The sequence below is a fragment of the Streptosporangium sp. NPDC049248 genome, assembly GCF_040678965.1.
Classification (GTDB): domain Bacteria; phylum Actinomycetota; class Actinomycetes; order Streptosporangiales; family Streptosporangiaceae; genus Streptosporangium; species Streptosporangium fukuiense.
This window is the reverse complement of sequence record NZ_JBFAQY010000043.1, coordinates 21,101-46,678: the sequence shown is the minus strand read 5'-3', so window position 1 is coordinate 46,678 and position 25,578 is coordinate 21,101. Positions and strand designations below refer to the sequence as shown.

Genomic DNA, 25,578 nt, shown 5'->3' with positions numbered 1-25,578 from the left:
TCAAGTCCAGAGCGCATACTAAACAGCGAAAGACCAGCTAGGAGTGTCAAGCATCATCCGATGCCATTGCGTCAAGCATCAAGCGAGTCACGACAGCTCCAAGAGATCGTTGTCAGGTCTCATGATCTGCGTGACAGATCGTGCTCAGGATCTGTGTGACACTTCGCCGAGTGCTGGCGGACTGGAAAGCGGCGACGCCTCTGATCAGGGACACGCCAGGCGTGGCAATCTTGCTTTGCGTATTCGGATCGCTACTTTTTGCATGCGTCTCGTTGATGCGCGCACCCTGATTCGTTTGTCCGCAGGAAGAGGAACATGCACCACATCCGCATATCTGGCTTCTTCGTCATGCTCACCTCGGCATTGGCAATCGCCTGCGCCCCTGTCCCCGCGGCCATGGCCGTCACCTCCCCCGTGCTTCAGGCGGATCCTCCCAAGGAGGAAACCTGCCCCAACGGGCAGCCGAAACCGTGCGGCGCCCAGGAGGAACGCGGCGGCGTCGACGCCGACCGAGAAGAGACCAAGAAGGACACGGCCAAGGCCAAGGAGGACATCGCCGAGGCCAAGAAGAAGGTGGAGGAATGCCCTCCGACCTCCAAGCAGTGCATGGAGAACCTCATCGGCGACGGCGGCCAGCAGCGCAAGGACCTCGACGACACCCGGCAGGCGCTGGCCAACTTCCGGCCCGCACCCTCAGACAACGCCGCATCCGCCATCGCCGAAGCGTGTGACGAGTTCGCCGCGGGCCTGCCTGCCGCACTGCGCAACTCCCCTGACTTCTCCCAGCTGACCGGTGTCTGCGAGCTGATGAACCCATGACCGCCGTGAACTCTCCTCTTCGTTGGACACCGATGGTTTTCACCGCCGTCCTGGTCGCGCTCGTTCCGGCGACCGCCTTGGCCACCCCCGCACCCGGTGTGCCCGACGTTCCTGTCGCCCGGGCCTTCGACGGCGACAAGCCGCTGCCATCAGTGGACGAGGCGGTCAGGCGGTGCGCGGAAAATCCCGGCGCCTGCCGCTTCCGTATCGACTCACAGGCTTCCGGTGAGTACTACAGTGCCGTGAAGTCCCTGGGCAACGCGGTCATCAACTGCACCAAGGACCCGATCACCGTGGAACGCCAGGTCACCTTGCGTACCGGCAGCACAGATAACCTCGGTGGTGAGATAACCGGCAACATCTCGGTCGAGGGGCAGGTCAACGCCTCCGGCGAGGTCTCCGCAGGGGTGTCGGGAGAAGGTAGCGGGACCTTCACCACACCCAACACCCAGCAAGGGCCATACGCGGCGTTCAGTGCCAAAGGAGGGGCGAACGGCAGCGGAAAGCTGGCGGGCTCGCTCGGCGCCAAGGGCGCCTTCGAGGGCGCCTTCAAGCTCCACTACCAGCGCAGCTGGACCACCGAGAACACCGAGGCGACCCAGTACACCACCACCGTCCGCTCGGGCGACGCCCTGGTTTTTGGGGCCAGCTCCGCCATGCAGCGGGTCGCGGGAAAGATCACCATCGGCGGCCTGCAGGTGCGCAACGTCACGGTCGACGGCCCCTCGACCGTGAACACCAGCACCTTCGTCGCCGACACCTTCACCGTGCCGGGCGACACCTGCGACCGGTTGCGGCCCGCGAGCAAGACCGCCGTGGAAGACACCGTCAATCGCGGATTCCGCAGGGCTGATCGCTCAACGATCCTTCCCGCGCTGCCGCAAGGCGCGCGGCTGAGGCAATGCACCGTGCTCGCCGCCGGGCGTTCCTGACCGCCCCGCCTGAGCACCCCTTTTTTCGTGGAGATCATCATGACGTCACCACACACTCCCGTCAGGGCCGCCGTCGCCGGCGCACTGTTGTTGGGCCTGGGCCTGGCGGCACAGCCCGCACACGCCACCCAGCTCGCCCCTGCCGCAGCATCCGCGCAGACCACAGGGCCCGATACCAAGCCAGTCACCGTCATCAACGGCGACTTCGCCCTGCCCGCCTTCACCGGCACCGGCCCGAACTGGGCAGCTGTCCAGGGCTGGTCTGTCGGCTCGACCAATGGAGCCGGCACATCCTACGGCGTCGCCCGCTACGCAGGCACCGTCTCAGGCCACCCCGACGGCAAGACGGCCGTCATGCTTCGCCTGCCGAACGCCACCACCCACTCCTTCAAGCAGCGGCTGCGCGGTGTGCGCGCGGGCGCCCAGGTCACCGTCACCTTCGACGACAGCCCCGGTGTGGCCGCCGCCTGCACCCCGGCGGCCCTTACCCAGGGCCAGGCCTACACCGTCGAGGGCGACGGCGGCCAGGCCGGCGCCCGGACCACCGCCCCGGACCCGGACAAGAAACCCAACGTCCTGGGCACCGGTGTCTGGCGCACCGGCCAGACCTACACCTTCACCGCCAGCGAGCACGAGCCGCTGCTCACCTTCACCTCCCAAGTACCCGCCACCGACAACGCCAGAGGCGACTGCGGCCCCCTGATCGCCAATGTGCGGGCGGCCCAGATCCCGCCACCGGTGGACAAGACCATCCCGAAGAGCGCGCTGCCGGACTCCCAGGCCTTCTACGGCAACGACCGCAGGCCGGTCGCCGACGCCGTCAACCACTGCGCGAGCGCGCCCGGCACCTGCTCCTTCACCCCGCAGGAGGCCTACTCCTACACCTACTACGAGCCTGCGAAGGCCAACGGCGACACCTACATCAACTGCACCCGCAACGCCCTGACCCGCACCCGTCCCGTCACCGTCGCGGGGCGCTCCTACGGAGACCTGCCCACCAAGGCCGGACTACCGGGCAGCGCGGGCGCGGCCAGCTCCATGGCCCAACAGTTCGCCGCCGGGGCTGGAACGGCTCCCAGCTGGTCCACCTCCATCACCCACAACGTCACCGAAGTCGCCCAGCCCGCCGAGGCCTCATGGGTGGAAACCCAAGCCGGACGCCGCCGTACCGAGGGCTGGTTCACCACCAGCCCGGCTCCCGCCGACCCCCACACCGAGTGGCGCCTGTACACCGTCCTGGACTACCCCGCCACCGAGCTGTCCGACCGCCTCTACCAGCGCACCGGTCCGATGACCGGCTCCGAGAAGCAGCGCTGCCAGTCCAACCGCCCCACCGCCACCACTCCAGTCGGCGCCGATGCCCCCGCGGGTTTCGAACGCGCCCACTGAGACGGGGCATGACGAGCATCCGAACGAAAAGTCCCGTTAAGGGGGCGTAAGCCGGAAAGAGGCAACAGCCGGTGCCACGCGGTCTGTCCTGCCGCTCGGCGAGGGCGGATTTCGGCGGTCTGCTGCCGAACGGGCCACGAGACCGAATCGGCAAGGGAACCAATGTGGAAGCGTTGACGGCCCGGGACTCCTATAGCTCCGGCGAGCCGCCACTCAGTTGATCAGTGGGTGCGGGGGCGGGGCGCCAGCACTTCGGTGACCTTGGCGATGGCCTCAGCTCCGGGTTTGACCTGGGGTGATGCCGTTAGGTGACCGGACAGAGTCCATGTTCTGTCCTGTGCGCCGACCGCCATTGCCCTTTTCCGACTTACTTGGTCTGCCCCCCAAGCAGTTGTCGGTCCAGGAGTCCCGGCACCGGCTGGCCCGCAAGATCTGCCACGGCAACGCCGGGAAGATCCGGCAGGCCTACCGGGAAGGCCAGGAAGACCAGCTGGCCGCCCTCGGGCTCGTGCTCAACGCCGTGGTGTTGTGGAACTCCCGCTACCTGAGCGCGATCATCGACCAGCTGCGCGCTCAAGGCGTGCCGGTCAAGGACGCCGACGTGGCCCGGCTGTCCCCGCTCGGCCATGCCCATCTCAACTGCCTGGGCCGCTACGCTATCGCCTCCTCCGCACCCGCCGGGGACCTTCGGCCGCTCGGCGAGGCAGCGCTGCCCGAGGCCGTCGTGGTGGACGAGGACGGGGTGTGAGCCGCCTTCCTCGGCGGTCCTCTCCTTCACATCCGAAGGAGTGCATGTGCCGTCCATGTCCTAGCATCGAAGGATCCGGCACCCGTGGGTGTCTGCCGACCGTGACCTCTGCCGATCAGCGCACGTCAATACACGACAGCCGGTTACGCGCGGTCACCGGCTCCGCCGGGGCGGCGGGCGCTGGTGTGCAGGGTGTGTTTGCCGGCCACCGCGCGATGGTGCTGGAGGAAATCGGGGGCCTGCCAGTGCACGTTGGTGGCCCAGCCCAGGCGTTCGAACAAGCGAATCAGCGCGGCGGAGGGGTCGATCTGGTCGGCGGCGCGGCCGTGCCGGGCGCAGTCGGGCTGACTGTGGTGGCCGTTGTGCCAGCTTTCCCCGAAGGACAGCAAAGCCAGCGGCCACAGGTCGGTGGAGCGGTCGTGGCGGCGGGTTGTGTACGGCCGCTCACCGATCACGTGGCACAGGGAGTTGACGCTCCAGGTCACGTGCTGCAGCAGGGCGATGCGGACCAGGCCGGCCCAGATGAACGCGGTCAGCCCGCCGTAGAGGGTGCCGCTGATCGCCCAGCCCGCTGCGAACGGCAGGAGCAGGGAGGCGGCGCACAAGGCGGGGTAGGCGCGGGAGATCCGCAGCATGGCCGGATCGTTGCGCAGCGGGTCGGGGGCATACCGTGCGGCCGAGGTGGGTTCGCTGGAAAACAGCCAGCCCAGGTGGGCGTGGGCCAGGCCTCGCAACCGCCCGCCGGGATGGGCGCCGTAGCGGTAGGGGGAGTGCGGGTCACCGGGCCGGTCACTGAAGGTGTGGTGTCGTCGGTGGGCGGCCAGCCAGCCGATGAGGTTGCCCTGAAAGCTCATCGACGCGGCCACGGCCAGAACGGCGCGCAGCCAGGGGCGGGCGGTGAAGGAGCCGTGGGCCAGTAGCCGGTGGAAGCCGACCGTCACCCCCAGCCCGGTCACGATGTAGAAGACGGTGGCCAGCAGCAGGTCGGTGAGGCTGATCCCGCTTCCCCAGGCCAGCCAGATGCCGCACGCCAGTGCGATGAACGGCGCGATGACGATCGTGGCCGTCAGCGCCGCCTGCCCGGCATGGACACTGAGGCGCTGCTGGGCGGGCGGGAAGGGTGACCGTCCGTCGTATTGCTGTCCGATGGCCTGCGGAGCTTGGGTGTGCATCCGGGTCACGCCACCATTGGCAGGCCGCGGTCCAGGCCGGTGATGTGCAGCAGCCGGGACATGAACGGGCGGGGCGCACTCAGCGCGAGGGTGATGCCCATCAGCCGGGCGCGGTGCTGGATGCCGACCAGGACGGCCAAGCCGCCGGCGTCGCAGAACGACACCTGCGACAGGTCGAGGATGAGCAGGCTCGTGCTGGAGTGCAGCGTGTTCATCAGTTGCCGGCGAAGCGCCGCGCTGGTGAAGATGTCGATCTCGCCGGACAGGTGAATGACGGTCGGCCTTGATCGGTCGGCTACGCCGAGTGGCGCGGTGTCGATGACGGTTATGGAAGTCTCCTTCGGGGAAGCTGGAACGGGATGAGATGCCTGCCGACCGGAGATCGGCCTGCCGCCAGGACGGGCGAGTCCTGAAAGTGATCGATCTGGCCGGCAGAGGGCACGCGGGGCACGCTGGCGCTGGCGGCTGTCTGGCGAGGAGGACACCTTCTGGCCGGTGACCAGCCCGCTCTCGTTCTCCCAGCGGGCCGTGTCGTCGGCGGCCGTCCCGCGCGGAGGCGGAACGGGGTCGGGCGGCAAGCGTGCGCCGGTTTGAGCGTCGTCGGCGCTCAAACCGGCGCTGTCCTGGGTGGTGAGGTCTTGGGCGGTGAGCTTGAGTGTGGCCTCAGCAGGAGCGGCGGCGGTGTCCGGCGGGATGACCAGCAGGACGACCGGCTCGCCGGCTGCGAAGATGAGAGTGATCAGACGCGGGTCGGTGTGGCGGAACCAGCCGATGCGGACCTGCCGCCCCCGTGCCGGGACCCGGCGCGGGATGCTCTGCCACGCATCGCCATGCAGGCCGATGCGGAGCGTGACTCGGCCCAGCCGCCGGTCCACGGTGGCGATGAGGCCGGGTAGTTCAGCGGCCGCGTCGCGGGAGTAGGGCCACCAGGCCCCGTCCACCACGGCTCGCCGGTCCAGCACCGGGTGAAGACTGAGTCGCAGCGCGGAATCGGCCCGAGGCATCGCTGATGAAACAGGGCTGAGTGGTGCGGGTTGAGAAAGAAGTGTCGGCGTCATGGTCGCCTGACCTGTCCAGGCCCCTGCGAAGGGGCCGGTGGTGGTTCGCCGGGGGCGACGCAGACCTGAATGCCAACGCTCGAAAAGACCTCGGTACCCTCAGTGTACGGTATGACTTCCGGAATTCGGCAATTCCGGAAGTAAACTGTGCGGGTGACTTCCGGAAACGCGCCCTCAGAGATCACAGAACCGGCCGGAGAAGCTTCCGGAAACACAAGCCGGTCGCGGGCCGTGCCGCTGTCCGGCCCGTACGCGGCGATCCTCACCGACTACGCCACCGCGCTCGAGCGCTCCCCGCTGGCCGACTCCACCAAGACCAAGTACGCCTCCCGGCTGCGCGGCTACCTGGCCTGGCTGGCCGACCAGCACGAGGCCAGCGCCCTGGACGGCGACCCGCTCACCGACCCGGTAGCGGCCACCGGCGCGGTACGTGACTTCCGCCGCCACCTGAAAAACGGCCGCCGCGCTCCCAACACCATCGACACCTACCTGTCGGCCATCGACGACTTCTACGCCCGCCGCGGTCTCGGCAAGCCCCAGGCCCGCCGCGAGCGCGACGCCGGCCGCACCGCTCCCCGCGCCCTGGACGCCCGCCGCGCCCGCCGCTACATCCGCCACGTCCAGCTCACCGCGACCTCGCGCGACAAGGCCATCGCCCTGCTGCCCTACTTGGCCGGCCTGCGCATCTCCGAAGTCGTTGGTCTCGACCTGGCCGACGTGCGCCTGTCAGCCCGCAAGGGTGAGCTGCGCATCCGTGGCAAAGGCCGCGACGGCGGCAAGATCCGCCTGCTGCCCGTCCATCCCGACCTGCGCCAGGCCATCGCCGACTGGCTGGCATCTCGCGCCGATTGGAAAGGGGCCGACACCCACGCCGCGCTGTTCCTCAACCACCACGGCGGCCGCCTGAGCGATCGGTCCGCCCGCGGCATCATTACCGGCTTCGGCGACGCCGTAGGCCTCAATGACGACCCCACCGAGCCCTTCGGCCCGCAGGTCCTGCGCCACACCTTCGCCACCCAGCTCATCCGCGACGGCAAGGACCCCATCCTGGTCGCCGAACTGCTAGGGCACGGCTCGTTGGACACCACCCGCCGCTACGCCCTGCCCACCGAAGCCGACAAGGCCGCCGCCTTGGACGCTCTCATCACCGACCATTAAACAGTCCGCTCCGCAACGCTCGCCCTGGCGCTCCATCCGCATGAGATCGCCTCACGACCCCGAAACACCGAGACGACTACTCACCATGATCATTCTCAGCGATAACCGCTGTCCGTCGGTTCCTCACCCCCGGGCTACCGGTTCGGCCCCGTCTTCCGCGCCAGCATCAACGGGACCGGCGGACCGCTGTCCTACGACGCCGCCCACCACCGGTGGCAGGGCTACTGCGAGGCGGCCGGAGTCGACATCGAGATCCACCAGCTACGGCACGCCCACGCCACCGAACTCATCAACGCCGGCGTCTCCACCGAAACCACCCAGCTGTACACTCTCCTCGCCGACGACGTCGCAGACACCGAGATCCGCGCCGCCCGCCGACGCCGCGACCGCCGCTGACCTGCACGCTCACTGCTCCACACGTCACTACACACAACCAAGATCAATCTCAGCGCCAATGGCTGTTCCCAGGTTCCTCAACCCTGATCCTGCTGGAGAACGGGAACGCGGTTTTGGCCGAGGAGGGGATGGTCGTCTTGTCCCACGGTTGCCCCGCACAGCAGAGCCCACCCGCGGCGCTCGCTCTGGCCGCCGCCCTGCACGTGGTCAGCCGGCACCTCGACCGGGTCGCGAAGCTCAACGCTTCCTCGCCCGGCGGCGCCGCGGCCGAGAGCCCGTAGCCGCGCCGCCGCCGGGGGCCGTTACCGGCGCCGAACATCAACCTGCTGTTCGGCGCCGGACGGACTCGCCCGGTCGACGACTGTCCGAGTCCTGCCCGGATACCTGGATCACGGACAGCCGAAGCACTGAGCGGCGCCTTCCAGGCCGCACCGCCAGGGACAGCCTCTGGCTATTCGTCCGCCAGCAGCTCTCTCAGAGTGCCGCCCTCGCGCCGACACGACATATGATCATGGATTTCTCGCGGCGTCCGAAACGTAGCCGTCAGAAAACGATCAGGGTCTCTGTAGCCGTCAAACAGCCCTGAAGCCCCGCCGAAATAAACTCGGCGGGGCTTCAGGGGTACCACCCTTCAATCCTTAAGCCTGGTCTTGCCAGATTTCGAACTCTCGCGGTGTCTTTTGAGCAAGGATATTCATAATTGGAGCTCGGTTCACGGACTCCAGCCATGCATCGAGGGATGTTCTGTCCTCTGGGAACCGCCATTCGGTGTGACTTCCGGCAGACTCGAGTTCGTTATCCAATGAGTACCTGAATTCGAACTGTAGCTGAACGTAGTACTCGTGCTCTCCAGACGAGTCGATGACTTCGAGCTGGCGAACCAGGCTGAGCACAAAGGTTGGCTCGGAAAACCAGCTCACCTTTCCGTATTGAAAGAGGTGCCCGTCTGCATCTGGCAATTCGGGTATATCGAACTCGATCGCCGAGTAACGACGGACCAGTCCCGTCAAATCCGAGACCTGAGAGGTGAACAAAGGTGGCTCGCCGAGGAGCCCTCTGGCAAGGTCCAAAGCCGCTTCTACCTGCTGCTTGTTGGACATGAGTACCTTCCGTGCCCGATACCTGCGCCTCAGGATAGTGTTTGCCCGCGGAGTCCTCGCACCGGCGGGCGGACTTTCCCCCTAAGGCCGGTAGCCACCCTGTAGCTGCCTCCTGAAGTGGTCTATTACATCCAGAGCCTCTCCCCTGGTTCGCGCCCCACTCATGAGATTATTCACATAATCACAGTAATCGAATGCACAGAAGCGCCAATCAGGTTGGGTGATCCGCTGCTGCGCGGTAGCCACACACCATTCTCGGCATCATTCACACCGATACCGAACTTATCTAGCACGGTCCTCGCAGGGGCAGCCTTCGGTGAGTTTCCAGCCACAATATGGTGTGGACTGTGAGGTGTGCCCGGCTCCGGGAAAACCGGATTAATGAGGCTCCGCCGTAGTTTATCCGCGCATCCCGGCTCGGTATTGTGAAAAAGAATTGCTTGGCTGCCTGCGAGGACATGGTAGGTGTGGATGTCGTCGATGGTGAGGTTGTGGACGCGTTGGATGGCGGTCCACTTCTTGATCGCGGTGATCTGAACGCGGGTGCCGGCACCGCCAGAACCGCACCTGATCGTGGGCCCCGACTACTACACCTACGGCCCCTGGCCCGGCGGCGCCGCGCTGGACTTCCTGCGACCCATAGCCACCGAGGCCACCGCCCTCCTATGGATCGTCGTGATGATCGTGCTCGCGGCCTCCCTACTCTCCTTCGCCCGTCTCCACGCCCCCCGGACGGAGTCCTGACATGCGCATCGAGATCTCCCGCCTGACCAAGACCTACCGGGGCGGCGTGCACGCCCTCGGCAGGCTCGACCTCGACGTGCCGACCGGCATGTACGGGCTGCTCGGCTCCAACGGGGCGGGCAAGACCACGCTCATGCGCATCCTGGCCGGGCTGCTCAAACCCACCTCGGGAACGGTCCGCGTCGGCGGGCACGACATCACCACCGCCGACGGGTGTCTGGCCGTGCAGCGGACGCTCGGCTACCTCCCCCAAGACCTCGGGGTCTACCCCGACGTGACCGCGCGGCAGTTCCTGGACTACATCGCCCTTCTCAAGGGAGTCGACTCGCGCACCGCGCGGCGACGCCGGATCGGCGAGCTACTCGAGGTGGTCGCGTTCACCAAGGACGCCGACCGCAGGCTCAAGGGCTTCTCCGGCAGCATGCTGCGCCGGGCCGGCATCGCCCAGGCACTGCTCACCGACCCCCGGCTGCTGATCGTGCACGAACCGACCAGCGGCCGGGACCCCGAGGAGCGGATCCGCTTCCGCACCCTGCTCTCCCAGCTCGCGGGCGAGCGCACGGTCCTGCTCAGCACGCACATCGTCGAGGACGTGGCCCAGACCTGCCGCTACCTCGCGGTACTGGCCAAGGGACGCCTGGTGTTCCGGGGAAGCGTCATGGAACTGGTCTCGCAGGCCGACCACCGTCCCCGAGGGAGCGGGCATGCGCTACCGGCTCATCGCCCCCGCCTCCCCCGACCCGCACGCCCGAACAGGGGCCGGGCGCCCGGCCGGTGGGCGTCCGGACGCCTGATCGGTCAGGTGCCCGGACGGGCGGCCCTGGTCAGGTCAGCGGACTGCCCGCAGGGCGTCCACGATGCCGTAGCCGTAGAAGCCGTTGCGGAGCCTGTTTCCCTCGCACACGTGCGTCGTGACGACCGTGTTGCCGTTCGACAGGTGCCGCGTGTAGGTGTAGGCGGCGGGGGTGGGGCAGTCCTTCCTGGTGGCGGACGCCTTGAGCAACGTCTCCACGACGGCGGGGTTGAGCGTCTTGCCGCCGTGCGTCCGGTCGCGGTGGCCGAACTTGCTGACGATCAGCGCCGCCACTCCCGCGGCGCGCGGCGAGGCCATCGAGGTGCCCTGGAGGTACTGGTAGTAGGCGCAGACGCCGTTCTTGCAGTCACGGACGACGCGGGCGACGTTGGGCGTGCCGTCGGGGTTCAGCTCACCCCGCGCCTCGGCGAGCGACCGGGGGTAGGCCGACAGCGTCGTCCTGGTGACGTCGCTGGTGTTGGTGGGCGTGTCGTAGCTGTCCCCGCCGGGGGCGGCCAGGTCGACGGAGCCGTTGCCGTAGTTGGAGCCGTAGGACTTGCGCTCGCTGATACCGGTCGCGGAGACCGTGATCACGTGGTTGCCCTCGATCGGCATGATGGAGCAGTCCGGCGAGATCGTACGCGAGTAGGGCAGCTCGCCCGGCACCCGGACGAAGTTGGGGCTTGAGGTGTCGGCGTACTCCCTGCTGAGGTCGCTGAACTGGTTGCCGACGGCCGTGACCAGGGTCACGCCCCTGGCGTGCGCGTAGTCGAGCGCCCGCTGCATGGCCTTGATGATCGTGGTCTGCTCCAGGCGGTCGGCGGGAGAGTCGGCCGGGTTGTTGACGCAGTTGGACAGCCACGGGTCGATGTAGTAGCTCATGTTGGCCACGTCGATACCGACGTCACCCGCGTAGGTCAGCGCGTCCACGCTCGGCTGGAGGAAGAAGTAGCCAACGTCCGAGCCGACCCGCAGGTTCACGATCGAGACCTTGGGCGCCACACCCGCGATGCCCAGCCCGTTGATCGGCGAGGCCAGCGATGACGCCACGTGCGTGCCGTGACCGTCCTCGTCCACGTCCGCCGGGTCGTTGCAGGAACGGTCCGGCTCCTCCTCGCAGGGGCCGTCGACCTCGTCGCCGTTGGCGTCGACCGGGATGTCCACGGTGAAGTTGCGGCTCAACTCGCGGTTGAAGTTCGGCGCGATGTCGGGGTGGGAGCCGTCCACGCCGGTGTCGAGGATGCCGACCAGCACGCCGGGGTCGCCCTGCTCGTGCTTGTACGAGCCGTCGACGGTGGCGTTGATCTGCTTCATGTCCCACTGGAGTTCCGACAGCGGCTCGGCCTCGGGGGCCGGCTTGCCCGGCTTGGTGAAGGGGGTGCCGTACTCCTCCTTGCCCGGCTTCTCCAACGCCTTGGCCGCGAGGGCCTCGCGCACCGCCGCGTCGCTCACCGGGGCGTTCTTGGGTACGCCGCCGACTGACCGGTTGCGGGCGACGCCCTCGATCAGGGCGTTGCCCCCCAACTGACTCGTGAAGCCGGTGTTGGTCGTGGCGACGGTGGCGAGACCGACGGCGCCGTTCTCCTTGAGAATCCTCCCGCCCGCGGCCTGGATGGCACTTCTGGCGTCGGCGGCGTTGACATCCTCCTTGTAGAGGACCACGTATTCGGTTTCCCGGCTGGGTTCCGCACCCACCTGCCGGGCCTGTGCCGGAGCCGCCAGTGTCGCCGCGGCGACAGCGGCGACGGCAATGACGACAGCGCGTTTCACACATACCTCCATGCGTCAAAAAATCCCTCGCCAATATCACCACACCGACGGCACCACTCCGTACATAAAGAAGGTCGCGGAGAAGCGTAAGAACATGCCATTGACTACTTTCTCGGGATGTCGGATGTAGTGGTTCGCGACACCGGCCCCCGAGGGCGAGAGGGGCGCGCCCCGACAGCGGAACGATCTTCGATCGGCGCGGAACCCGGCCGGACGGCGGCCACCCAGGAGGTCACCCCCTTCCGCCGCGCGGCAGGCACGGACGTCCGCCGGGCGCCAGGACGGCGCGACGGGGGTTTCCCCGGCCGGAGGGTCGGCCCCGTACCGGACGGGCCGTCCACGACCACCGCGCACCGCGATCCCACGGTTCACAAAATCAGCACGAACCGCCGGAAACAATCCCTGAAGCCCTCCATGGAGCCCCACGCCGAACAAGTGCCGAGCAATTCATATGGTCATTACCGTAATTCCCGGAAGGAATGAATCCGGATATCGATATGACAGAATCCGGCTCACTCATGAGTGGCCCTCGCTGCCGTTTTCCGCACGCGGTCCCGGGCAGGCCCGGCCGAGGACCCGCCACCCGCCGCCCCGCGGCACCGGCCACCACCGCGCCCCCAAGGGGTGACGGCGGCGGCCCGCCCGACTCCCCTCGCGCGGTCAGTGCCGATACGGGACCATCCCCGCAGGCGCGGGGCCGACACTTGCTGACCAGTCACTTTATCGGCGAAGACGGGCAGAAAGAATCAGTCCGTCGAAGTCGACGGGGTACCAGCGGTCCTTGCCCGCTGTCCGTATGGCCCAGCCCTGTTCGTTGGCAGCGGGTTCGACGAGGACGGCTTGGCCGTCGCCGACGCGGGAGGCGAGCAGCTCCCAGATTCGGTCTCTGATCCGTTTGCTGGGGTTGGGGTACTGGGACTATTTCCTCAGGGAACAACGCTAGGGATTTTCCACAGGTCAGCACGGGTGCGCTGAGCATCGCTCCAGGAGCTTGGTTAGTGGATGTCCTCGGTGATGGTCCAGCGGTGGCCGCGCCCGATGCGTTGGATTTCTTGGCGTAGAGCGCGGGTGCGTTCGCGGGCGTCGGGTCCGGCGATGCCGAGGGTGATCCGGTGGCTGGTGGCCTCGTAGTGGGTGCGGTGGTCTTCTCCGGCGGCAAGGCGGAGGGCGATGGTGATCCGGGCGCGGAGCCGGGTGTGTTTGCGGGGGTGCTGGCCGGGGTTGAGGCCTTCGATGACGATGTAGGAGAAGTGCGGCGCGAGTTGCTGGTCGGTCTGGGCGCGCGCGGTCTCGCGGGACAGTCGGTCGGCGTCGATGCTCTGACGGAGCCGGTCGCGTTCGGTGATGGGGATGGGGCGGCGTCCGAGCCAGTCGGGCCAGCCGTCAGGCCGGGTGGGTGACAGGGGTGACACGGGGCCGGTGTTCTCTTCGGCTGGCGTGGTGCTGCCTTCGGCCACGTGGCTCCTTATCTGAGGTGGGGCACCTGTTGATCAGTTATTTATCGCATTTGCTGGCGATCTGGGCAGGCATGCCGATCTTGTCCCTGCCTGACTCGTTTCAGCTGGCATTTCGGGTCTCCGTCTGGTGAAGGTGGGAGGGCGAGCGGGTGGTGGTCTGGGATGATCTGCGGCATGGCGCGTGGTGATGGTGGCGGTAGGGACGCAGGGGCGAGCCTGTTTGGCGGCCGGTGAGCGACGTGGACATGATGACCGCGGTAGTCCCTCGCTACGTTCAGCTGTTCCGATGGGGCTGCGGGTGGGGCCTGGCCGGTCAGGTCGCGCTCTGCTGGTCGTGGTCGCGGAGCATGCGCATGACGGTTGCCGGCGAGGGGGGCCGGCCCTTCTTCGCGCCGCTGGTGATGACGAGCCGCGCGGCGATGTCGCGCAGGCGGAGGGCCATGGAGAGCATGTGGTCGTCGGTGACGCCGACGCCGCCGATGGCCTTGCCGCGGGCGCGGGCGGACTCGTGGCCTTCCAAGGTGCGGTCGCGGATGTATTCGCGTTCCATCCCGGACAGGGCCGCCAGCACGATGAACACGACGCCGGAGGGGTCGTGTGAGCCTTGCAGTTCCCCGGTGAGGAACTCCAGGCCGACGTCGGCCGCCCGCAGTTCTTCGGCGAGGGTGGCCAGGTCGATGCCCCGGCCGAGCCGCTTGTGCTCGTGGACCACGAGGGTGACCGCGACGCCGGAGGCCCGCAGCTCCCGGGCCAGGGCGACGGCCCGTTCGAGTTCGGGCCGCCTCGTTGCGCGGGTGGAGATCTTCTCGGAGAAGATCCGGGTGACGCTGGCCTTGGTGAGGGAGTCGAGCTGGGTGTCCAGGGACTGGCGCAGGGTGGAGGCACGGGCGTACCCGATCCGTACGTGCCCGGTCGGTGCGACGCCCGCTGCGGGGCGGGGCAGTTCGGTCCAGGCCGTCCCGGGCTTGCGCACGGCCGGGGTGGGGACGTTCAGCGCTTTGGCCAGCGAGGGCACGAGCCGGAACCGGGCGGTGTGGTACTGGATGGCGACCTTGCCCTTGGCGGTGCGGCATGGCGAGCCGGCCGGGACGGCGCAGGAAGACATCGGGCAGTCGCGGGATTCCACTCGCTGGAAGCCGTCGGGCACCGCCCAACTGTTTCATGGGTGCGTTTCATGAATCAAGCCGTTTGCATCGACCTATGAAACATAGAATCCCCCGGACGGGGCAAGGCGCGAGCCGTGTTTCATGTGTCTCCGTTTATGAAACAAATCTCAAGGTACCCGACCGGAAATTCCGCTACCGGCCGTCTTCGCAGGCCAGCAGCTTCAGAGAACACGGTCCAGGAGGCGACGTACGTGACTGGCCCTGGACCAGGCCACAGCCCTCGTCGGATCCCGGAGAACGCGTCCTCAGCCGACCAGGACCAGCTTGCGCACGTTTTTGACGGCCTCCTCACGGGAGGTGTCGGCAAGCGGCTTGAACTGCTCCAGCGCGGGGACAGAATGCGCGAGCGTCATCTCGACATGCACGAACTCAAGGTTGCGGTCCAGGCCGATCTGCTCCAGCAGGGCTCGCAGGTAGGGCATCTGAAAGTCGTAGCGCTCGCGAGGGGTGCCCGGGCCGTACGCGCCACCCCGGGCGGTCACCACGATCGTCCGCTTCCCGGTCAGCAGGCCCTCGCTCATCGGCTCTTGAATCATGTGTTCCTTGACCGTGACCCGATCGAACCACGCTTTCAGCACCGACGGGATCGAGTAGTTGTACATGGGCACACCGAGCACGATGGTGTCGGCCGCGCGGAGCTCCTTGATCAGCGGCTCGGAGACGGACCAGGCACGGCGCCGGTCCTCGTTCAGCCCCTCCTGGAGCAGCAGGCCGGCGACCACCGAAGCCTCGTCGACGTGGGGGATCGGCGAAGCGCCGAGATCCCGGTACACATACGTGTGATCGGGGTTGGCCTGGCGCCATTCCTCGGCGAAGATCCCGGTGATCTCCCTGGTCACCGAGCCGTCCTGGCGCATGCTGCAGTCGATGTGGAGCAAGGTCGGCATGGCTGTCCCCTTATGGGTGCGGAAGGATACGGGGTCGGAAGGTGCGGGGGACGGATCAGCGGTGTGCGCGCAGTGCGGCCAGCAGCCATTCGAAGGCCGGGACCGCCGGTGGGGATGGCTTCTGGCCCTTGAGGAGGCTCAGGAGCTGCCAGTACCGCTCGACTCGGGGCTCGGCGACCATGTCCAGCCACATGATCAGGGCGGCGGTCTCCTCTGCGGGAAGGTCGTCGGGGATGATCCGTTTCAGGATCAGGCTCGCCCCGGCCGACTCCGGCGCGATCCCGCGCGACAGAGCGGCGCCTGCGTGCTCCAGGACCAGGGGCCGGAGGTTGAGGCCGTACTCCAGGCGGTTGTTCTCCTCGCCGCTGAGAACCATCCGCCGGACCGTCTGCTGGAAGCTCTCCTCGCCCGCCAGCTCGGCCAGCTCCACCCACGCGTTGATCTGCTCGGAGGTCGGGTCTTCCGGGAGATCGGACGGGAGGTCACGCATCCATCCCGCGACGAGCCTGGCGTCCTCATCGACGACGTCGGCGAACACGCGGTCGACGAAGTCGTCGATGATCTGCTGGCGTTCCCGTGCCGAGAGCCGGGCTAGCGCGTTGATCAATGCGATCTCCTTGGTAGAGCTGTCACGGTTGGCGAGAATGCGCAGGACGGACCGGCGTATCCGCAGGGTGCGGATCTCGGCGTCGAGCGCTTTGAGGTGCAGGTCCGCCACTTCGCTCAGTGTGGTGCGCTTCTCCAGCACCTGCTGGATGGCGTCAAGACCGAGCCCGAGATCGCGAAGTGTCCGGACCAGGTCCAGCCGCGCGACCGCCTCCGCGTCATAGAGCCGGTACCCGCCCTCCGACCTCTGGACCGGAGGGACGACGCCGCTATCGGACCAGAAGCGGATCGTGCGCGCCTGCAGCCCCGTACGCTGGGCCAGCTGCCCGATCGTGTAGAGACCCGTCACGTCGTTCATGGCTTGAATCTGCACCTTCCACCTGGTGGAACCTCAAGCGATTTGTCGGAGATTCTCGCCGTGGAGCAGCCGTTGACGGGGCGCGGGCCAAGTACAACATCCGCCGCAGCTACGGCCCGGAGAAGGAAGCGCTCGGTGTGCTGGCCATCGAGATCGAGCTCCTCCAGCCCGCCACCGCGTGACAAAGCCGCAACCCAGCTACGGGCCAGGGCCCCGCGCACCGTGCGGGGCCCTCGTTGCGTCCGGCCTCAGGATCCCCATCGTGGTCAGTCCTGTTCGTTGCCTTCGGCCGTCGCATCGCGCAGCGGCCGCAGGCTCCCCGGCGCCTCCGGCCGGGTGAACGGGTAACTGCCGTGGAAGTTGATGTGCTCCCAGATCAACGGGTACAGCCGGGCCCGGATCTCCGGGCCGATCAACAGGTTCCCGTCCGCCTGCAGGGCTTTCACGGCGGCGTCGACCACCGTCGGCGAACTCGTCGCGGAGGGGAAGGTGGGTGCGTTCAGGCTGTCGGAGGCCGGGCCGGACACCATCCGCCGCGCCCACGCCGTCCACTCCGTCGCCGCGGTGCAGTCGGAGTACTCGCTGTGGACGCGCGGGGTGGAGGAGCGGGTGCTTCCGGTGCTGCGCGAGCTGGGGATCGGCCTGGTGCCGTTCGCGCCGCTGGGCCGCGGCTTCCTGACGGGGAAGATCCGCTCATCCGAAGGTTTCGCCGAGAAGGACTTCCGGCACGGCAACCCGCGCTTCACCGGCGCCAACCTGCAGGCCAACCTGCGGATCGCCGATGAAATCCAGGCCGTCGCCGAGCAGGCGGGGGCGAGCGGGGCGCAGGTCGCGCTGGCGTGGCTGCTGGCCCAGGACGACGACATCGTCCCCACCCCCGGCACCAAGCGCGTGGCCCGGGTCGAGGAGAACATCGCCGCCGCCGACCTGCAGCTCACCGCGCAGCAGCTCGACCGGCTGTCGGCGGCCGGGGACACCCACACCGAGGCCGGGCTGGCCATCCTGGAGCGCTGACCAGACCCACGGCAACCCACATTCCAGGCGGCCGCGTAGCGGCCTGCCGATCTTGATGAAGGAGTACGACGTGGAGACCATCACGCTGAACAACGGCACTTCGACCACCGCGACCCGGCCATGGTCACCTGGCCCGGCAACCGCCGTACCGGCTGAGAGGGAGACTGCCATGGACGGCTCCCCCCGGCCCCTCGACCGCCGCCAGGTCCTGCGCGGCGCGCTGCTGATGGGAGGCACAGTGATCACCGCGACCGGCTGCGGCGATGGAACCCGGCCCGCATCCGGGTCGGCGACGGGTCCGGCCTCACAGTCGGCGAGCGTGCCGCCCACCACGGCGGGCCGCACGGTGCTGCCGGCCTACTTCTCCCGGCCCGGCGAGAACTACTACAACGGCGGCCGCCGCGACCTCGAGGTCGGCAACACCTGTTCCTAGGTGGAGGCCGCGCGGGTACAGCACCGAGATCATGCTGTCGGTAGATCGGTGAGATCCAGCTGCGCACCGACCGGCGCCTGGACCTCACCGACCTGCCGACTGGGTAACGCCGGACGCTCGCCCGTTCCGGCGACAGCACGGCTGGACCATCCCTGCGCTCGATGCCGGCGGGGCGTCGGCGATACTGTGGGCGTGGAGTACGTGTCCAGAGTGCCGCGACCGCCGCTGGACAGGCTGATCGACGACCTTTACTACCTGGAGGGTGCGCCGCCGTACGCCCGGCTGACGCTGCCGCCGGGGCCGTCGGCGTTGCTCATCGTCAACCTCGGGGCGCCGTTCCGCATCCGCGCCGGCACCGACATCGAGACGGCCGAGTACGCCGACGGCTGCGTGGTCACCATGCCCACCCGCGCCTTCGAGTTCGGCTATCCGCCGGAGACCCGGTCCGTCGGCGTGCACTTCAAGCCGTGGGGGCTGGCGCCGTTCCTGCCGATGCCCGCGGTCGAGCTGTGTGACCGGCCGGTGACGGTGGAGCAGGTTTGGGGCCGGCCCGCCATTGCTGAGCTGCGAGACCGGCTGGCTACGGCGGCCGGGCCGTACGAGATGCTGACGCTGCTCGAGGAGGAGCTAATGCGACGGCTGTGCGAGACCGCCGGCCTGGGGCTGGTCCGCCATACGAGCAGCGTCATCGCGGCGACCAGCGGGGCGGTGGCGATCGGCGACCTGAGCGTGGCAGCCGGTGTCAGCGGCACTCATCTGGTACAGCGGTTCAAGGAGCTCATCGGCGTCACGCCGAAGCGGCTGGCCCGCACCTACCGCTTCGCCGCCACCGTGTTCGCGATCAACCCCGCCGGACCGATCGACTGGGGCGACCTCGCCGGTGGCGCAGGCTACTTCGACCAGGCCCACTTCGGCCACGAGTTCCGGGCGTTCACCGGGCTCACGCCGACCCGGTACGTCGAAGTCCGGCGGCGGTTCCTACGCGAACATCCCGGCCACGCGCTGGACGGCTGGCCGCTGCCGGCCGATTGATTTCTTACAAGAGCGACAGCTCACGACACGCTAATTTGGGGCACCCCAAAGCAGAGGAGAGCCCCGTGGGCAAGGTGGTCATGTACAGCTCGGTGTCGGTGGACGGCTTCGTCGCGGACGAGAATGACCAGCCCGGACCGCTGTTCGACTGGTTGTCCAGCGGTGACGTCCCGTTGGACGAGAGCGGCGAGCTGAAGGTGTCGCAGACGTCCTACGACTACACCCGGACGTACTGGGACCAGATCGGAGTCACGATCGTCGGCCGCCACGTCTTCGACATGACGGACGGCTGGGGCGGCAAGCCGCCGGGCGGCATCGACCACGTGGTCGTGGTGTCGCACCGGCCGATGCCCGAGGGCTGGGACCCCGAGGCGCCGTTTCACTTCGTCGACGGCGTCGAGGCAGCCATGGCCAAGGCGCAGGAGCTTGCGGGTGACCGCATGGTCGAGGTCGCCGCTGGCGACGTCGGTGGCCAGGTGCTTGCCGCGGGCCTGATCGACGAGGTGCGCATGGACGTCGTACCCGTCGTGTTCGGGTCCGGCAAGCGCTACTTCGGGTCGGTCCACGCGCAGCACCTGTTGGAGGATCCTGAGGTGGTGATTCAGGGCAACCGGGTGCTTCACCTGCGCTATCGGGTGCGCCGTTGACCGATTTGAGCGGGTACGCGAAGAAGTCCACCGCGAACGATGACACAAGATCGGGCCTCCGGCTGCGTTTGCGCATCGCTGTCCCCGGTCGGGCAGCCGACGCCGATCCGCCCCAGCACCTCACCTGCGGCAAGTTCAACTCAAGATCACTGGTTGCCGGTTTCCGTCGTATCTTGGCCGACCCCCGAACGGACTTGGCCTGAGCGTGGCCTCGGGACTTTGGACCGGATCAACGCGCCGACGCCGCCCTCCCATCAGAGCTTCTGATATCGAGAGATATCAGAAGCTCTGATGGGAGGGCGGCGTGGGGCGGCGGCACCAAGCGGTACCCGAGGCGTTCACCACCACCCACGCCGCCTACGCCGCAGCGCTGAAGCGGGCCCCGCTGGACGGCGACACCCGCCGCGCCTACGACTTCCGGGTCCGGACCTTCCTCGCCTGGCTGGAGACCAGCGGCCTCGACGGGGACCCGCTCAAGGGCGAGATCTCCCGCGAGATCCCGCTCCTGGACGGCACCGCGCGGACTTCCATCGCCGAGTGGCGCACTGAACGCGCCTCCCGGCCCGGCGCCGACACCCCGGCGCTGTTCCTCACCCGCCGCGGCGATCGCCTCGATGGGGATCTGAACGTACGGCAACGGCCGGCCTATCGCCTCAGAGATGGCCGCAGCGATCTGGACCGGAGTCAGTTCGTCTCCGGCCAGGTCCACCGCGCGCCCGATCCACTCGCCCGGCTGAGCGAAGGCCAGTGCGGTGAACGCGCCGACGTCATCGACGGCCATGATCTGTTGCGGCACGTCGGCGGTGAATGCGGTGGACACGGCACCGTCGCTCAGGTGGTATGCGCCGGTGTAGTTCTCCATGAACGAGACCAGGCGCAGGAATGTCGCGGGCAGGCCCAGCCGTTTGATGCGCTGTTCGATCCGCCACTTGCTCACCACGTTCTGCGGCAGCTTTTCGGTGTCGTGGCGGCCGACGCCGGAAAGGGACGCGTAGACAAGGTGCTCCACGCCGGAGGCGTGTGCGGCGTCAGCGACATTGTGGCCCCAGCGGACCTCGTCCTCGGCCGAGAAACCTTCCGGGGTCCCCGGAGAGCCCACGGTGGGCTGAACGCTGAACAGGCCGTTCGCGCCTTCGGTCGCGGCGCGGAGCGAGGCGACGTCGTCCATCTCGGCGCGGACGATTTCGGCGCCTGTCTGTGCCAGCGCGCGGGCCCCGGCGGCATCGGGATCACGTGTCACCGCTCGCACTCACCAGCCGTCGGCGAGCAGGTGCGCCGTCACAGCACGTCCCTGGAGGCCGGTTGCTCCTATGACAACGATGGTTTTCATGACATATCTCCGGTTCATCGGGGTGCACGGAGCTGTCCACCTAAACGGGGAGGCCCTCCCTCACGGCACCAGTTGCTTGAAGCCGTCTTCCGCGACAGAGTCGAGGCTCTACGCACCACCGCAGCCGACCTGGCCACCGACCCCGATCCCGGCCACGCGCTGACGGCATGGCTGAGAGCCGTCACCCGACACGCCGTGTCGAACCGAGGTCTGGCCGCCTCCCTGATGCACGGCCCCCAGGACAGCGCTTCCACGCCGGGTGTCTCCTGCCACACAATGATCACCAACGCCGGAGCAGACCTACTGGCCCGCGCCCGCCACGCGAACGCCGTGCGGTCCGATGTCTCGATCACGGATCTGCTCCAACTCGTCAACGCCATCTCCCTGGTCGCGGAACAAGAACCTGACGGTACGGCTCAGGCCGACCGGCTGCTCAGCCTCGCCCTCACGGGAATTAACCCCGCGCAAGAAGCGGCGAAGGACACGCATCACAGCTGACGCAGCCCGCCGGCAGCGTCTCCAGACAGGCCGTTGACGAGCACGCCGGTCGACGAGCTTGTCGATATCGGCGTGCCGCTCTGAAGCACTCAGCCGGTGCCCGCGGTCGCGATCCGCTGTTCACCAACTGGCGGATGATCAGAAAGAGCGGCGAGATGCCTTCATCATGCGGCCGGACGCCACGGCGCGAGGCGTCCGGCGGCCGTGCTCGCAGACGACGCCGACGCCTGCACCGGGTACGGGTCGTCTCGCGAGCAATGCCGCGATCACGGTCCGCCTCTCGCCGACGGGCCGACTCTGCGGTAGCATCATGCAACCAGTTGACGAAGGGGTGCGACATGGTGCGGCGAACACGACTGGACAGCAACGCCTGCCCCGTCGCCAGGGCGCTGGACGTGATCGGCGACTGGTGGTCACTCCTGATCGTCCGGGCCGCGCTCGACGGAGACCGCCGCTTCAGCGAGTTCCATCGGACACTCGGCGTGGCGAAGAACATCCTCACGACACGCCTGCGCACGCTCGTCGACTCACACATTCTGATGATCGTGCCAGCCGCCGACGGCAAAGCCCATCACGAGTACGTCCTGACCCCGCAGGGCGAAGCGCTGCGTCCGGTGATCGCGGCGCTGCGGCAGTGGGGGGAGCAGAACGCGCCTCCCACCTCCGGCGAGTAGCCGGTGCCGAGGACGATCCCTCCCCACCAACTTCCTCATCACAAGGAGAGTCCTGTGCCGGAGTCCAAGATCAATGCAGGCTCGCTGAGCTTCGATGCGCTGGTGGACGGCCCACCGGACGGTGATCTGGTCATCCTCCTCCACGGTTTCCCGGAAAGCTCCCGGCAATGGGCTACACACGTCGTAGCGCTCGCCGAGGCGGGATTCCGCGCCGTGGCCTTCGACCAGCGCGGGTACTCCCCCGGCGCGCGCCCGGCGGCGGTGACGGCGTATCGGATGCCGCACCTTGTACAGGACGTGCTGGACGTGGCGGATGCGCTGGGTGCTGATCGTTTCCATCTGGTCGGGCACGACTGGGGCGGCTCCGTCGCGTGGTGCACCGCTTTCGCCAACCCCAAGCGGGTGGTCACGCTCACCTCGTTCTCCACACCGCACCCGCGTGCCTTCGCCGACGCAGTGCGGGAAGGCGCGCAACCGGTGCCCGGCTACCATCGCACCTTCGCGCCCGAAGGCGCGGAGGCGATGCTGCGTGACAACCTCGCGTGGATCCGGGGCTCACTGGGATCGGCGGTCCCTGCGGACCATGCTCGCGAGTACCTGGGGCGGCTGAGCCGTCCCGAAGCGCTGAGAGCGGCGTTGAGCTGGTTCGCTGCCAAAGACCCCGCGGACGTGGCGATCGGCGCCGTGGAGGTGCCGAGCCTGTTGCTGTGGAGTGACGGCGACCCGGTGGTGCGCCGCCACACCGCTGAGCTGACGGCGAAATGGGTGACCGGTCCCTACCAATTCGTGGCATTAGAGGGGATCGGCCACTGGATTTCCGAGGAGGCGCCGGAGCCCACCGCGCAGCTGATGACCGAGCACATTCGAAGGTATGGATAGCGCGCCGTCCCAATGCAATATTCTGGGTTCTCCTCGACCTGGCCGGGCAGCGCGGTGAGCTGGTGACCCATCAGATCAGGTAGACGCATGTGCTCGGCACGGAAGATCGCGTGAAGTCGTTCGACATCCTGGTCGACGTGGCGAACTCGCCCGGCCCGTTTGAGCGCGGCCCGCAGTTTACTGGCCCCGCTCCCCTGGCCGTGCACCGGCGTGTTCATGGTGAGCAGTCGGGTGGCGGCGGTCGCGGTGAAGGCTGGCGCGTGCGACGGGCCGGTCGACTCCACTGTCCAAGCAACCGTCTCGATGCGGCCCTGCTGTGTCAGCTCGTTCAACACGCTCCCCCGAACCCACCCCGACCGACGACCCCGCCGCCACCGGCGCGACCGCGGCCGGGTTGATCTGGATGCCCGCTTCCTTCAGCCCGCCTTCGTGGTGCTCGAGCCCGCCGAGTACGCCGTGCCGAGTCCGGAACGCGAGGACTACCTGCGGACGCAGATCGCGCACCGATTAGGTTTCCGCGCCGTGCCCGTCTGTACGCGTGAGATCGACTCACGAGAGGCTGGCACGATGCGGAAACTGATCTTCGGCATGAACGTGACCCTGGACGGCTACATCGCCGCGCCCGGCGACGACCTCGGCTGGAGCGTACCGAGCGACGAGCTGTTCCAGTGGTGGTCCGACCGGGTGGGGGCGACCGGCCTGGCGCTGTACGGGCGCAAGCTGTGGGAGACGATGAGCTCCCACTGGCCGACCACCGACCAGCAGCCCGGCGCCACACCGGCGGAGATCGAGTACGCCCGCCGCTGGCGGGACATGCCGAAGGTGGTGTTCTCCTCGACGATCGACAAGGTCGACTGGAACACCCGCCTGGTCACCGGCGACGCGGTCGCCGAGATCACCCGGCTCAAGGCCGAAGACGGCGGCCCCATGGACATCAGCGGCGCCACACTTGCCGCAACGGCCATGCGGGCCGGGCTGATCGACGAGTACGTGCTGGTCACCGCACCGGCCTTGCTGGGCGGCGGCACGCCGTTCTTCACCGCGCTGGACAGCTGGGTGAACCTGAACCTGGTCGAGACGCGGACGTTTCCCGGCGGCGTGGTACTGACCCGATACGAGACGAGGCGATGAGCACGGGCCAAATGCTCGGCTCGTAAGGCCAGGTCCTTCCTGGCGTGCTCACCGTGACCCTCGGCGATGAGGGGACCCCTCCCCGGGCCCTTCCTCGCGTTCCAAGTGAGCAGTGGAGATGAGGGCGACGGCGTCGTTGATCGTAACGATGATCTTCGGGCATGAAGATGCCCCGCCGGCAACGCCGGCGGGGCGGTGGTGTTCGCGTTGCCGCGTTGGTGTTCAGCTGGTCGGGGTGCTCATTCGGCGGTGACTTCGGTGACGGCGGCCCGTGCGCTGGACTCGTCGACGATGGGCCTTTTTCTGATCACAGTGTCGGGGGCAGGCCCAGCCATGGTTTGTCGGTGGCGTCGAATCCGGTGAGCTCGGCGACCTTCCCCTCGACGATGTGCAGGACCGCGATGGTGAACAAACGGTATTCCGGGTCGTCGGGGGTGCGGAGGTACAGCGCGGCGGCAGGCATGCGGTTGACCGTCGCGGCGATGCAGCGCCAGTCGTCGTGGCCGCGTTGGAAGAGCCCACCGGAGACCCAGCCGTCCACCGCGTCCTTGGCCGTGACGATCAAGGTGCCCGGCTCGGGCAGCATCGCGAAGCGCAGGTCATCGCGCAGCAGGGCCATCAACCCGTCCAGGTCGTTACGCTCATGGGCGTCCATATACGACTTCACCACGCCGCGCTCGTCATCCGACAGCTCGTGCGTGGCGGGGCTCCGCCAGTCGAGGCGGCGGTCGGGCAGCCGCTCGCGCATCGTCACGCGCGCCCGCTGCAGTGCGCTGGTCACCGATGCGACGGTCAGCTCGAGGGCGTCGGCGGCCTTCGACGCCGGCCAGCCGAGGACGTCGCGCAGGATGAGCACCGCACGCTGCCGCGGTGGCAGGTGCTGGACGGCGACGATGAACGCCAGCTCGATCGTCTCCCGCGCCACCACCGATTCCTGCGGGTCCTCCGGGAGCATCCGGTCGGGGTAGGGCTGCAGGTAGTGCACTTCCGAGTCCGTGCCCGGCAGCTCGGCAGGCACTGGTGTGCGGGCGTTGCGCTTCTCCAGGAAGTCGAGGCAGGCGTTCGTCGCGATCCGATACAGCCAGGTCCGCAGCGCAGCGTGGCCCTTGAACGACTCCTGCTTGTTCCACGCCCGCAGGAACGTCTCCTGCGTCATGTCCTGGGCGTCCTCGTAGTTCGCGAGCATCCGGTAGCAGTGCACCTGCAGCTCACGCCGGTAGCGCTCCGTGATGATCGCGAACTGTGCTGCGTCATTTGAGCGGGCCGCCGCGATGAACGCGGCCTCGTCGTCGCTTAGCAGTCTGGCGTCGGTCATGGTCGTCAATCCTTCCGTAGGTGGCGAGGGGCTACCAGAACTGACGATGTGGCGGAGGATTTCTGAGCGGTG

Annotated in this window: 28 protein-coding genes and 3 pseudogenes; 17 read left to right on the top strand and 14 right to left on the bottom strand. The window is 67.9% G+C overall.

Translation table 11 applies throughout. The features are described 5' to 3' along the window. The first annotated feature begins 315 nt into the window (after positions 1-315). From AB0K21_RS41820 to AB0K21_RS41805, 4 genes and pseudogenes are all read left to right on the top strand, one after another. A complete protein-coding gene (locus AB0K21_RS41820) occupies positions 316-819 on the top strand; it encodes a hypothetical protein (RefSeq protein ID WP_343971100.1) in 504 nt (167 codons plus the stop codon). Positions 820-851: 32 nt separating this feature from the next. Continuing rightward, positions 852-1,751, top strand: a complete 900-nt coding sequence (locus tag AB0K21_RS41815; RefSeq protein WP_343971098.1) for a hypothetical protein — start codon at positions 852-854, stop codon at positions 1,749-1,751. Between the two features lie 39 nt (positions 1,752-1,790). After that, positions 1,791-3,140: a hypothetical protein gene (locus AB0K21_RS41810; RefSeq protein ID WP_364158211.1), complete on the top strand. Its 1,350-nt coding sequence runs from the start codon at positions 1,791-1,793 to the stop codon at positions 3,138-3,140. A 388-nt stretch (positions 3,141-3,528) separates the two neighbouring features. Continuing rightward, positions 3,529-3,888: pseudogene (locus tag AB0K21_RS41805) on the top strand (Tn3 family transposase); the annotation flags it as partial. Positions 3,889-4,031: 143 nt separating this feature from the next. On the opposite strand, the gene AB0K21_RS41800 reads toward AB0K21_RS41805, so the two are convergent. Both AB0K21_RS41800 and AB0K21_RS41795 read right to left on the bottom strand, forming a co-directional pair. Then, positions 4,032-5,060 (bottom strand): acyl-CoA desaturase, encoded by a 1,029-nt coding sequence (locus AB0K21_RS41800; RefSeq protein WP_364158208.1) that lies wholly within the window; start codon positions 5,058-5,060, stop codon positions 4,032-4,034. Between the two features lie 5 nt (positions 5,061-5,065). Beyond that, the gene (locus AB0K21_RS41795) at positions 5,066-6,064 is read right to left on the bottom strand and encodes an STAS domain-containing protein (RefSeq protein WP_364158205.1); all 999 of its coding nucleotides are present in this window, start codon (positions 6,062-6,064) and stop codon (positions 5,066-5,068) included. Positions 6,065-6,349: 285 nt separating this feature from the next. On the opposite strand from AB0K21_RS41795, the gene AB0K21_RS41790 reads away from it, so the two are divergent. The 3 genes from AB0K21_RS41790 to AB0K21_RS41780 all read left to right on the top strand — a co-directional run bounded on the left by AB0K21_RS41790 (position 6,350) and on the right by AB0K21_RS41780 (position 7,953). Further along, positions 6,350-7,276 carry a tyrosine-type recombinase/integrase gene (locus AB0K21_RS41790; protein ID WP_343971086.1) on the top strand — a complete coding sequence of 309 codons (927 nt, stop codon included), beginning with the start codon at positions 6,350-6,352 and terminating at the stop codon, positions 7,274-7,276. Positions 7,277-7,384: 108 nt separating this feature from the next. Further along, a complete protein-coding gene (locus AB0K21_RS41785) occupies positions 7,385-7,672 on the top strand; it encodes a tyrosine-type recombinase/integrase (protein WP_343971376.1) in 288 nt (95 codons plus the stop codon). A gap of 128 nt (positions 7,673-7,800) precedes the next feature. Next, positions 7,801-7,953: a hypothetical protein gene (locus AB0K21_RS41780; protein WP_364158201.1), complete on the top strand. Its 153-nt coding sequence runs from the start codon at positions 7,801-7,803 to the stop codon at positions 7,951-7,953. A 357-nt stretch (positions 7,954-8,310) separates the two neighbouring features. Here the strand turns inward: AB0K21_RS41780 and AB0K21_RS41775 are convergent, their stop codons facing one another. Beyond that, a complete protein-coding gene (locus tag AB0K21_RS41775) occupies positions 8,311-8,772 on the bottom strand; it encodes a hypothetical protein (protein WP_343971083.1) in 462 nt (153 codons plus the stop codon). A 173-nt stretch (positions 8,773-8,945) separates the two neighbouring features. After that, positions 8,946-9,155 (bottom strand): AHH domain-containing protein, encoded by a 210-nt coding sequence (locus AB0K21_RS41770; RefSeq protein WP_364158225.1) that lies wholly within the window; start codon positions 9,153-9,155, stop codon positions 8,946-8,948. A 160-nt stretch (positions 9,156-9,315) separates the two neighbouring features. On the opposite strand from AB0K21_RS41770, the gene AB0K21_RS41765 reads away from it, so the two are divergent. Together AB0K21_RS41765 and AB0K21_RS41760 are read left to right on the top strand one after the other, a co-directional pair. Further along, positions 9,316-9,516: a hypothetical protein gene (locus AB0K21_RS41765; protein WP_343971080.1), complete on the top strand. Its 201-nt coding sequence runs from the start codon at positions 9,316-9,318 to the stop codon at positions 9,514-9,516. A 1-nt stretch (position 9,517) separates the two neighbouring features. Further along, positions 9,518-9,952 (top strand): annotated as a pseudogene (locus tag AB0K21_RS41760) (ATP-binding cassette domain-containing protein); the annotation flags it as partial. On the opposite strand, the gene AB0K21_RS41755 reads toward AB0K21_RS41760, so the two are convergent. From AB0K21_RS41755 to AB0K21_RS41720, 8 genes and pseudogenes are all read right to left on the bottom strand, one after another. Continuing rightward, a complete protein-coding gene (locus AB0K21_RS41755) occupies positions 9,875-10,222 on the bottom strand; it encodes a hypothetical protein (RefSeq protein WP_364158197.1) in 348 nt (115 codons plus the stop codon). The pseudogene AB0K21_RS41760 and the gene AB0K21_RS41755 overlap by 78 nt on opposite strands. 123 nt (positions 10,223-10,345) lie before the next feature. Next, positions 10,346-12,079: a S8 family serine peptidase gene (locus tag AB0K21_RS41750; RefSeq protein WP_343971074.1), complete on the bottom strand. Its 1,734-nt coding sequence runs from the start codon at positions 12,077-12,079 to the stop codon at positions 10,346-10,348. Positions 12,080-12,799: 720 nt separating this feature from the next. Next, positions 12,800-12,973 (bottom strand): annotated as a pseudogene (locus tag AB0K21_RS41745) (type I-E CRISPR-associated endoribonuclease Cas2); the annotation flags it as partial. Positions 12,974-13,074: 101 nt separating this feature from the next. Continuing rightward, on the bottom strand, positions 13,075-13,536 hold the full coding sequence (locus AB0K21_RS41740) for a hypothetical protein (protein WP_343971071.1): 462 nt from the start codon (positions 13,534-13,536) through the stop codon (positions 13,075-13,077). Positions 13,537-13,849: 313 nt separating this feature from the next. Then, positions 13,850-14,683 (bottom strand): recombinase family protein, encoded by an 834-nt coding sequence (locus AB0K21_RS41735; protein ID WP_364158192.1) that lies wholly within the window; start codon positions 14,681-14,683, stop codon positions 13,850-13,852. A 264-nt stretch (positions 14,684-14,947) separates the two neighbouring features. Beyond that, positions 14,948-15,589, bottom strand: a complete 642-nt coding sequence (locus AB0K21_RS41730) for an NAD(P)H-dependent oxidoreductase (RefSeq protein WP_364158189.1) — start codon at positions 15,587-15,589, stop codon at positions 14,948-14,950. Between the two features lie 55 nt (positions 15,590-15,644). Continuing rightward, positions 15,645-16,553, bottom strand: a complete 909-nt coding sequence (locus AB0K21_RS41725) for a MerR family transcriptional regulator (protein ID WP_343971062.1) — start codon at positions 16,551-16,553, stop codon at positions 15,645-15,647. Positions 16,554-16,819: 266 nt separating this feature from the next. Next, complete coding sequence (locus AB0K21_RS41720) at positions 16,820-17,014, bottom strand: hypothetical protein (protein WP_364158229.1); 195 nt, start codon at positions 17,012-17,014, stop codon at positions 16,820-16,822. Between AB0K21_RS41720 and AB0K21_RS41715 the strand changes: the two genes are divergently transcribed. From AB0K21_RS41715 to AB0K21_RS41700, 4 genes are all read left to right on the top strand, one after another. Beyond that, on the top strand, positions 16,929-17,567 hold the full coding sequence (locus tag AB0K21_RS41715; protein ID WP_364158222.1) for an aldo/keto reductase: 639 nt from the start codon (positions 16,929-16,931) through the stop codon (positions 17,565-17,567). The two genes, AB0K21_RS41720 and AB0K21_RS41715, sit on opposite strands and share 86 nt — an antisense overlap. Positions 17,568-17,736: 169 nt before the next feature. Beyond that, complete coding sequence (locus AB0K21_RS41710; protein ID WP_364158186.1) at positions 17,737-18,000, top strand: hypothetical protein; 264 nt, start codon at positions 17,737-17,739, stop codon at positions 17,998-18,000. A 192-nt stretch (positions 18,001-18,192) separates the two neighbouring features. Continuing rightward, entirely contained in the window at positions 18,193-19,032 is an 840-nt protein-coding gene (locus tag AB0K21_RS41705; protein ID WP_343971056.1) for a helix-turn-helix domain-containing protein, read from the top strand. Between the two features lie 65 nt (positions 19,033-19,097). Further along, a complete protein-coding gene (locus tag AB0K21_RS41700; protein ID WP_364158183.1) occupies positions 19,098-19,679 on the top strand; it encodes a dihydrofolate reductase family protein in 582 nt (193 codons plus the stop codon). 229 nt (positions 19,680-19,908) lie between these two features. On the opposite strand, the gene AB0K21_RS41695 is transcribed toward AB0K21_RS41700, so the two are convergent. Then, entirely contained in the window at positions 19,909-20,919 is a 1,011-nt protein-coding gene (locus tag AB0K21_RS41695; RefSeq protein ID WP_364158180.1) for an NmrA family NAD(P)-binding protein, read from the bottom strand. Positions 20,920-21,081: 162 nt separating this feature from the next. Here AB0K21_RS41695 and AB0K21_RS41690 point away from each other — a divergent pair, with 162 nt between their 5' ends. The 4 genes from AB0K21_RS41690 (at position 21,082) to AB0K21_RS41675 (ending at position 24,191) form a co-directional block, all read left to right on the top strand. Further along, entirely contained in the window at positions 21,082-21,507 is a 426-nt protein-coding gene (locus tag AB0K21_RS41690; RefSeq protein WP_343971047.1) for a hypothetical protein, read from the top strand. Between the two features lie 338 nt (positions 21,508-21,845). Next, the gene (locus tag AB0K21_RS41685; RefSeq protein ID WP_343971044.1) at positions 21,846-22,181 is read left to right on the top strand and encodes a helix-turn-helix domain-containing protein; all 336 of its coding nucleotides are present in this window, start codon (positions 21,846-21,848) and stop codon (positions 22,179-22,181) included. Between the two features lie 54 nt (positions 22,182-22,235). After that, positions 22,236-23,060 (top strand): alpha/beta hydrolase, encoded by an 825-nt coding sequence (locus AB0K21_RS41680; RefSeq protein ID WP_364158175.1) that lies wholly within the window; start codon positions 22,236-22,238, stop codon positions 23,058-23,060. 567 nt (positions 23,061-23,627) lie between these two features. Then, positions 23,628-24,191 (top strand): dihydrofolate reductase family protein, encoded by a 564-nt coding sequence (locus AB0K21_RS41675; RefSeq protein ID WP_364158219.1) that lies wholly within the window; start codon positions 23,628-23,630, stop codon positions 24,189-24,191. Positions 24,192-24,498: 307 nt separating this feature from the next. On the opposite strand, the gene AB0K21_RS41670 is transcribed toward AB0K21_RS41675, so the two are convergent. Continuing rightward, complete coding sequence (locus AB0K21_RS41670) at positions 24,499-25,506, bottom strand: RNA polymerase subunit sigma-70 (protein WP_343971038.1); 1,008 nt, start codon at positions 25,504-25,506, stop codon at positions 24,499-24,501. Between the last annotated feature and the right edge of the window lie 72 nt (positions 25,507-25,578).

Coding starts and splice junctions, on each gene's coding strand:
- AB0K21_RS41755 (WP_364158197.1), bottom strand. CDS start 10,222: ATGCCCGCTCCCTCGGGGACGGTGGTCGGCCTGCGAGACCAGTTCCAT.
- AB0K21_RS41685 (WP_343971044.1), top strand. CDS start 21,846: ATGGTGCGGCGAACACGACTGGACAGCAACGCCTGCCCCGTCGCCAGG.
- AB0K21_RS41810 (WP_364158211.1), top strand. CDS start 1,791: ATGACGTCACCACACACTCCCGTCAGGGCCGCCGTCGCCGGCGCACTG.
- AB0K21_RS41775 (WP_343971083.1), bottom strand. CDS start 8,772: ATGTCCAACAAGCAGCAGGTAGAAGCGGCTTTGGACCTTGCCAGAGGG.
- AB0K21_RS41820 (WP_343971100.1), top strand. CDS start 316: ATGCACCACATCCGCATATCTGGCTTCTTCGTCATGCTCACCTCGGCA.
- AB0K21_RS41815 (WP_343971098.1), top strand. CDS start 852: ATGGTTTTCACCGCCGTCCTGGTCGCGCTCGTTCCGGCGACCGCCTTG.
- AB0K21_RS41725 (WP_343971062.1), bottom strand. CDS start 16,553: ATGAACGACGTGACGGGTCTCTACACGATCGGGCAGCTGGCCCAGCGT.
- AB0K21_RS41670 (WP_343971038.1), bottom strand. CDS start 25,506: ATGACCGACGCCAGACTGCTAAGCGACGACGAGGCCGCGTTCATCGCG.
- AB0K21_RS41800 (WP_364158208.1), bottom strand. CDS start 5,060: ATGCACACCCAAGCTCCGCAGGCCATCGGACAGCAATACGACGGACGG.
- AB0K21_RS41710 (WP_364158186.1), top strand. CDS start 17,737: ATGGACGGCTCCCCCCGGCCCCTCGACCGCCGCCAGGTCCTGCGCGGC.
- AB0K21_RS41795 (WP_364158205.1), bottom strand. CDS start 6,064: ATGCCTCGGGCCGATTCCGCGCTGCGACTCAGTCTTCACCCGGTGCTG.
- AB0K21_RS41730 (WP_364158189.1), bottom strand. CDS start 15,589: ATGCCGACCTTGCTCCACATCGACTGCAGCATGCGCCAGGACGGCTCG.
- AB0K21_RS41675 (WP_364158219.1), top strand. CDS start 23,628: ATGCGGAAACTGATCTTCGGCATGAACGTGACCCTGGACGGCTACATC.
- AB0K21_RS41780 (WP_364158201.1), top strand. CDS start 7,801: ATGGTCGTCTTGTCCCACGGTTGCCCCGCACAGCAGAGCCCACCCGCG.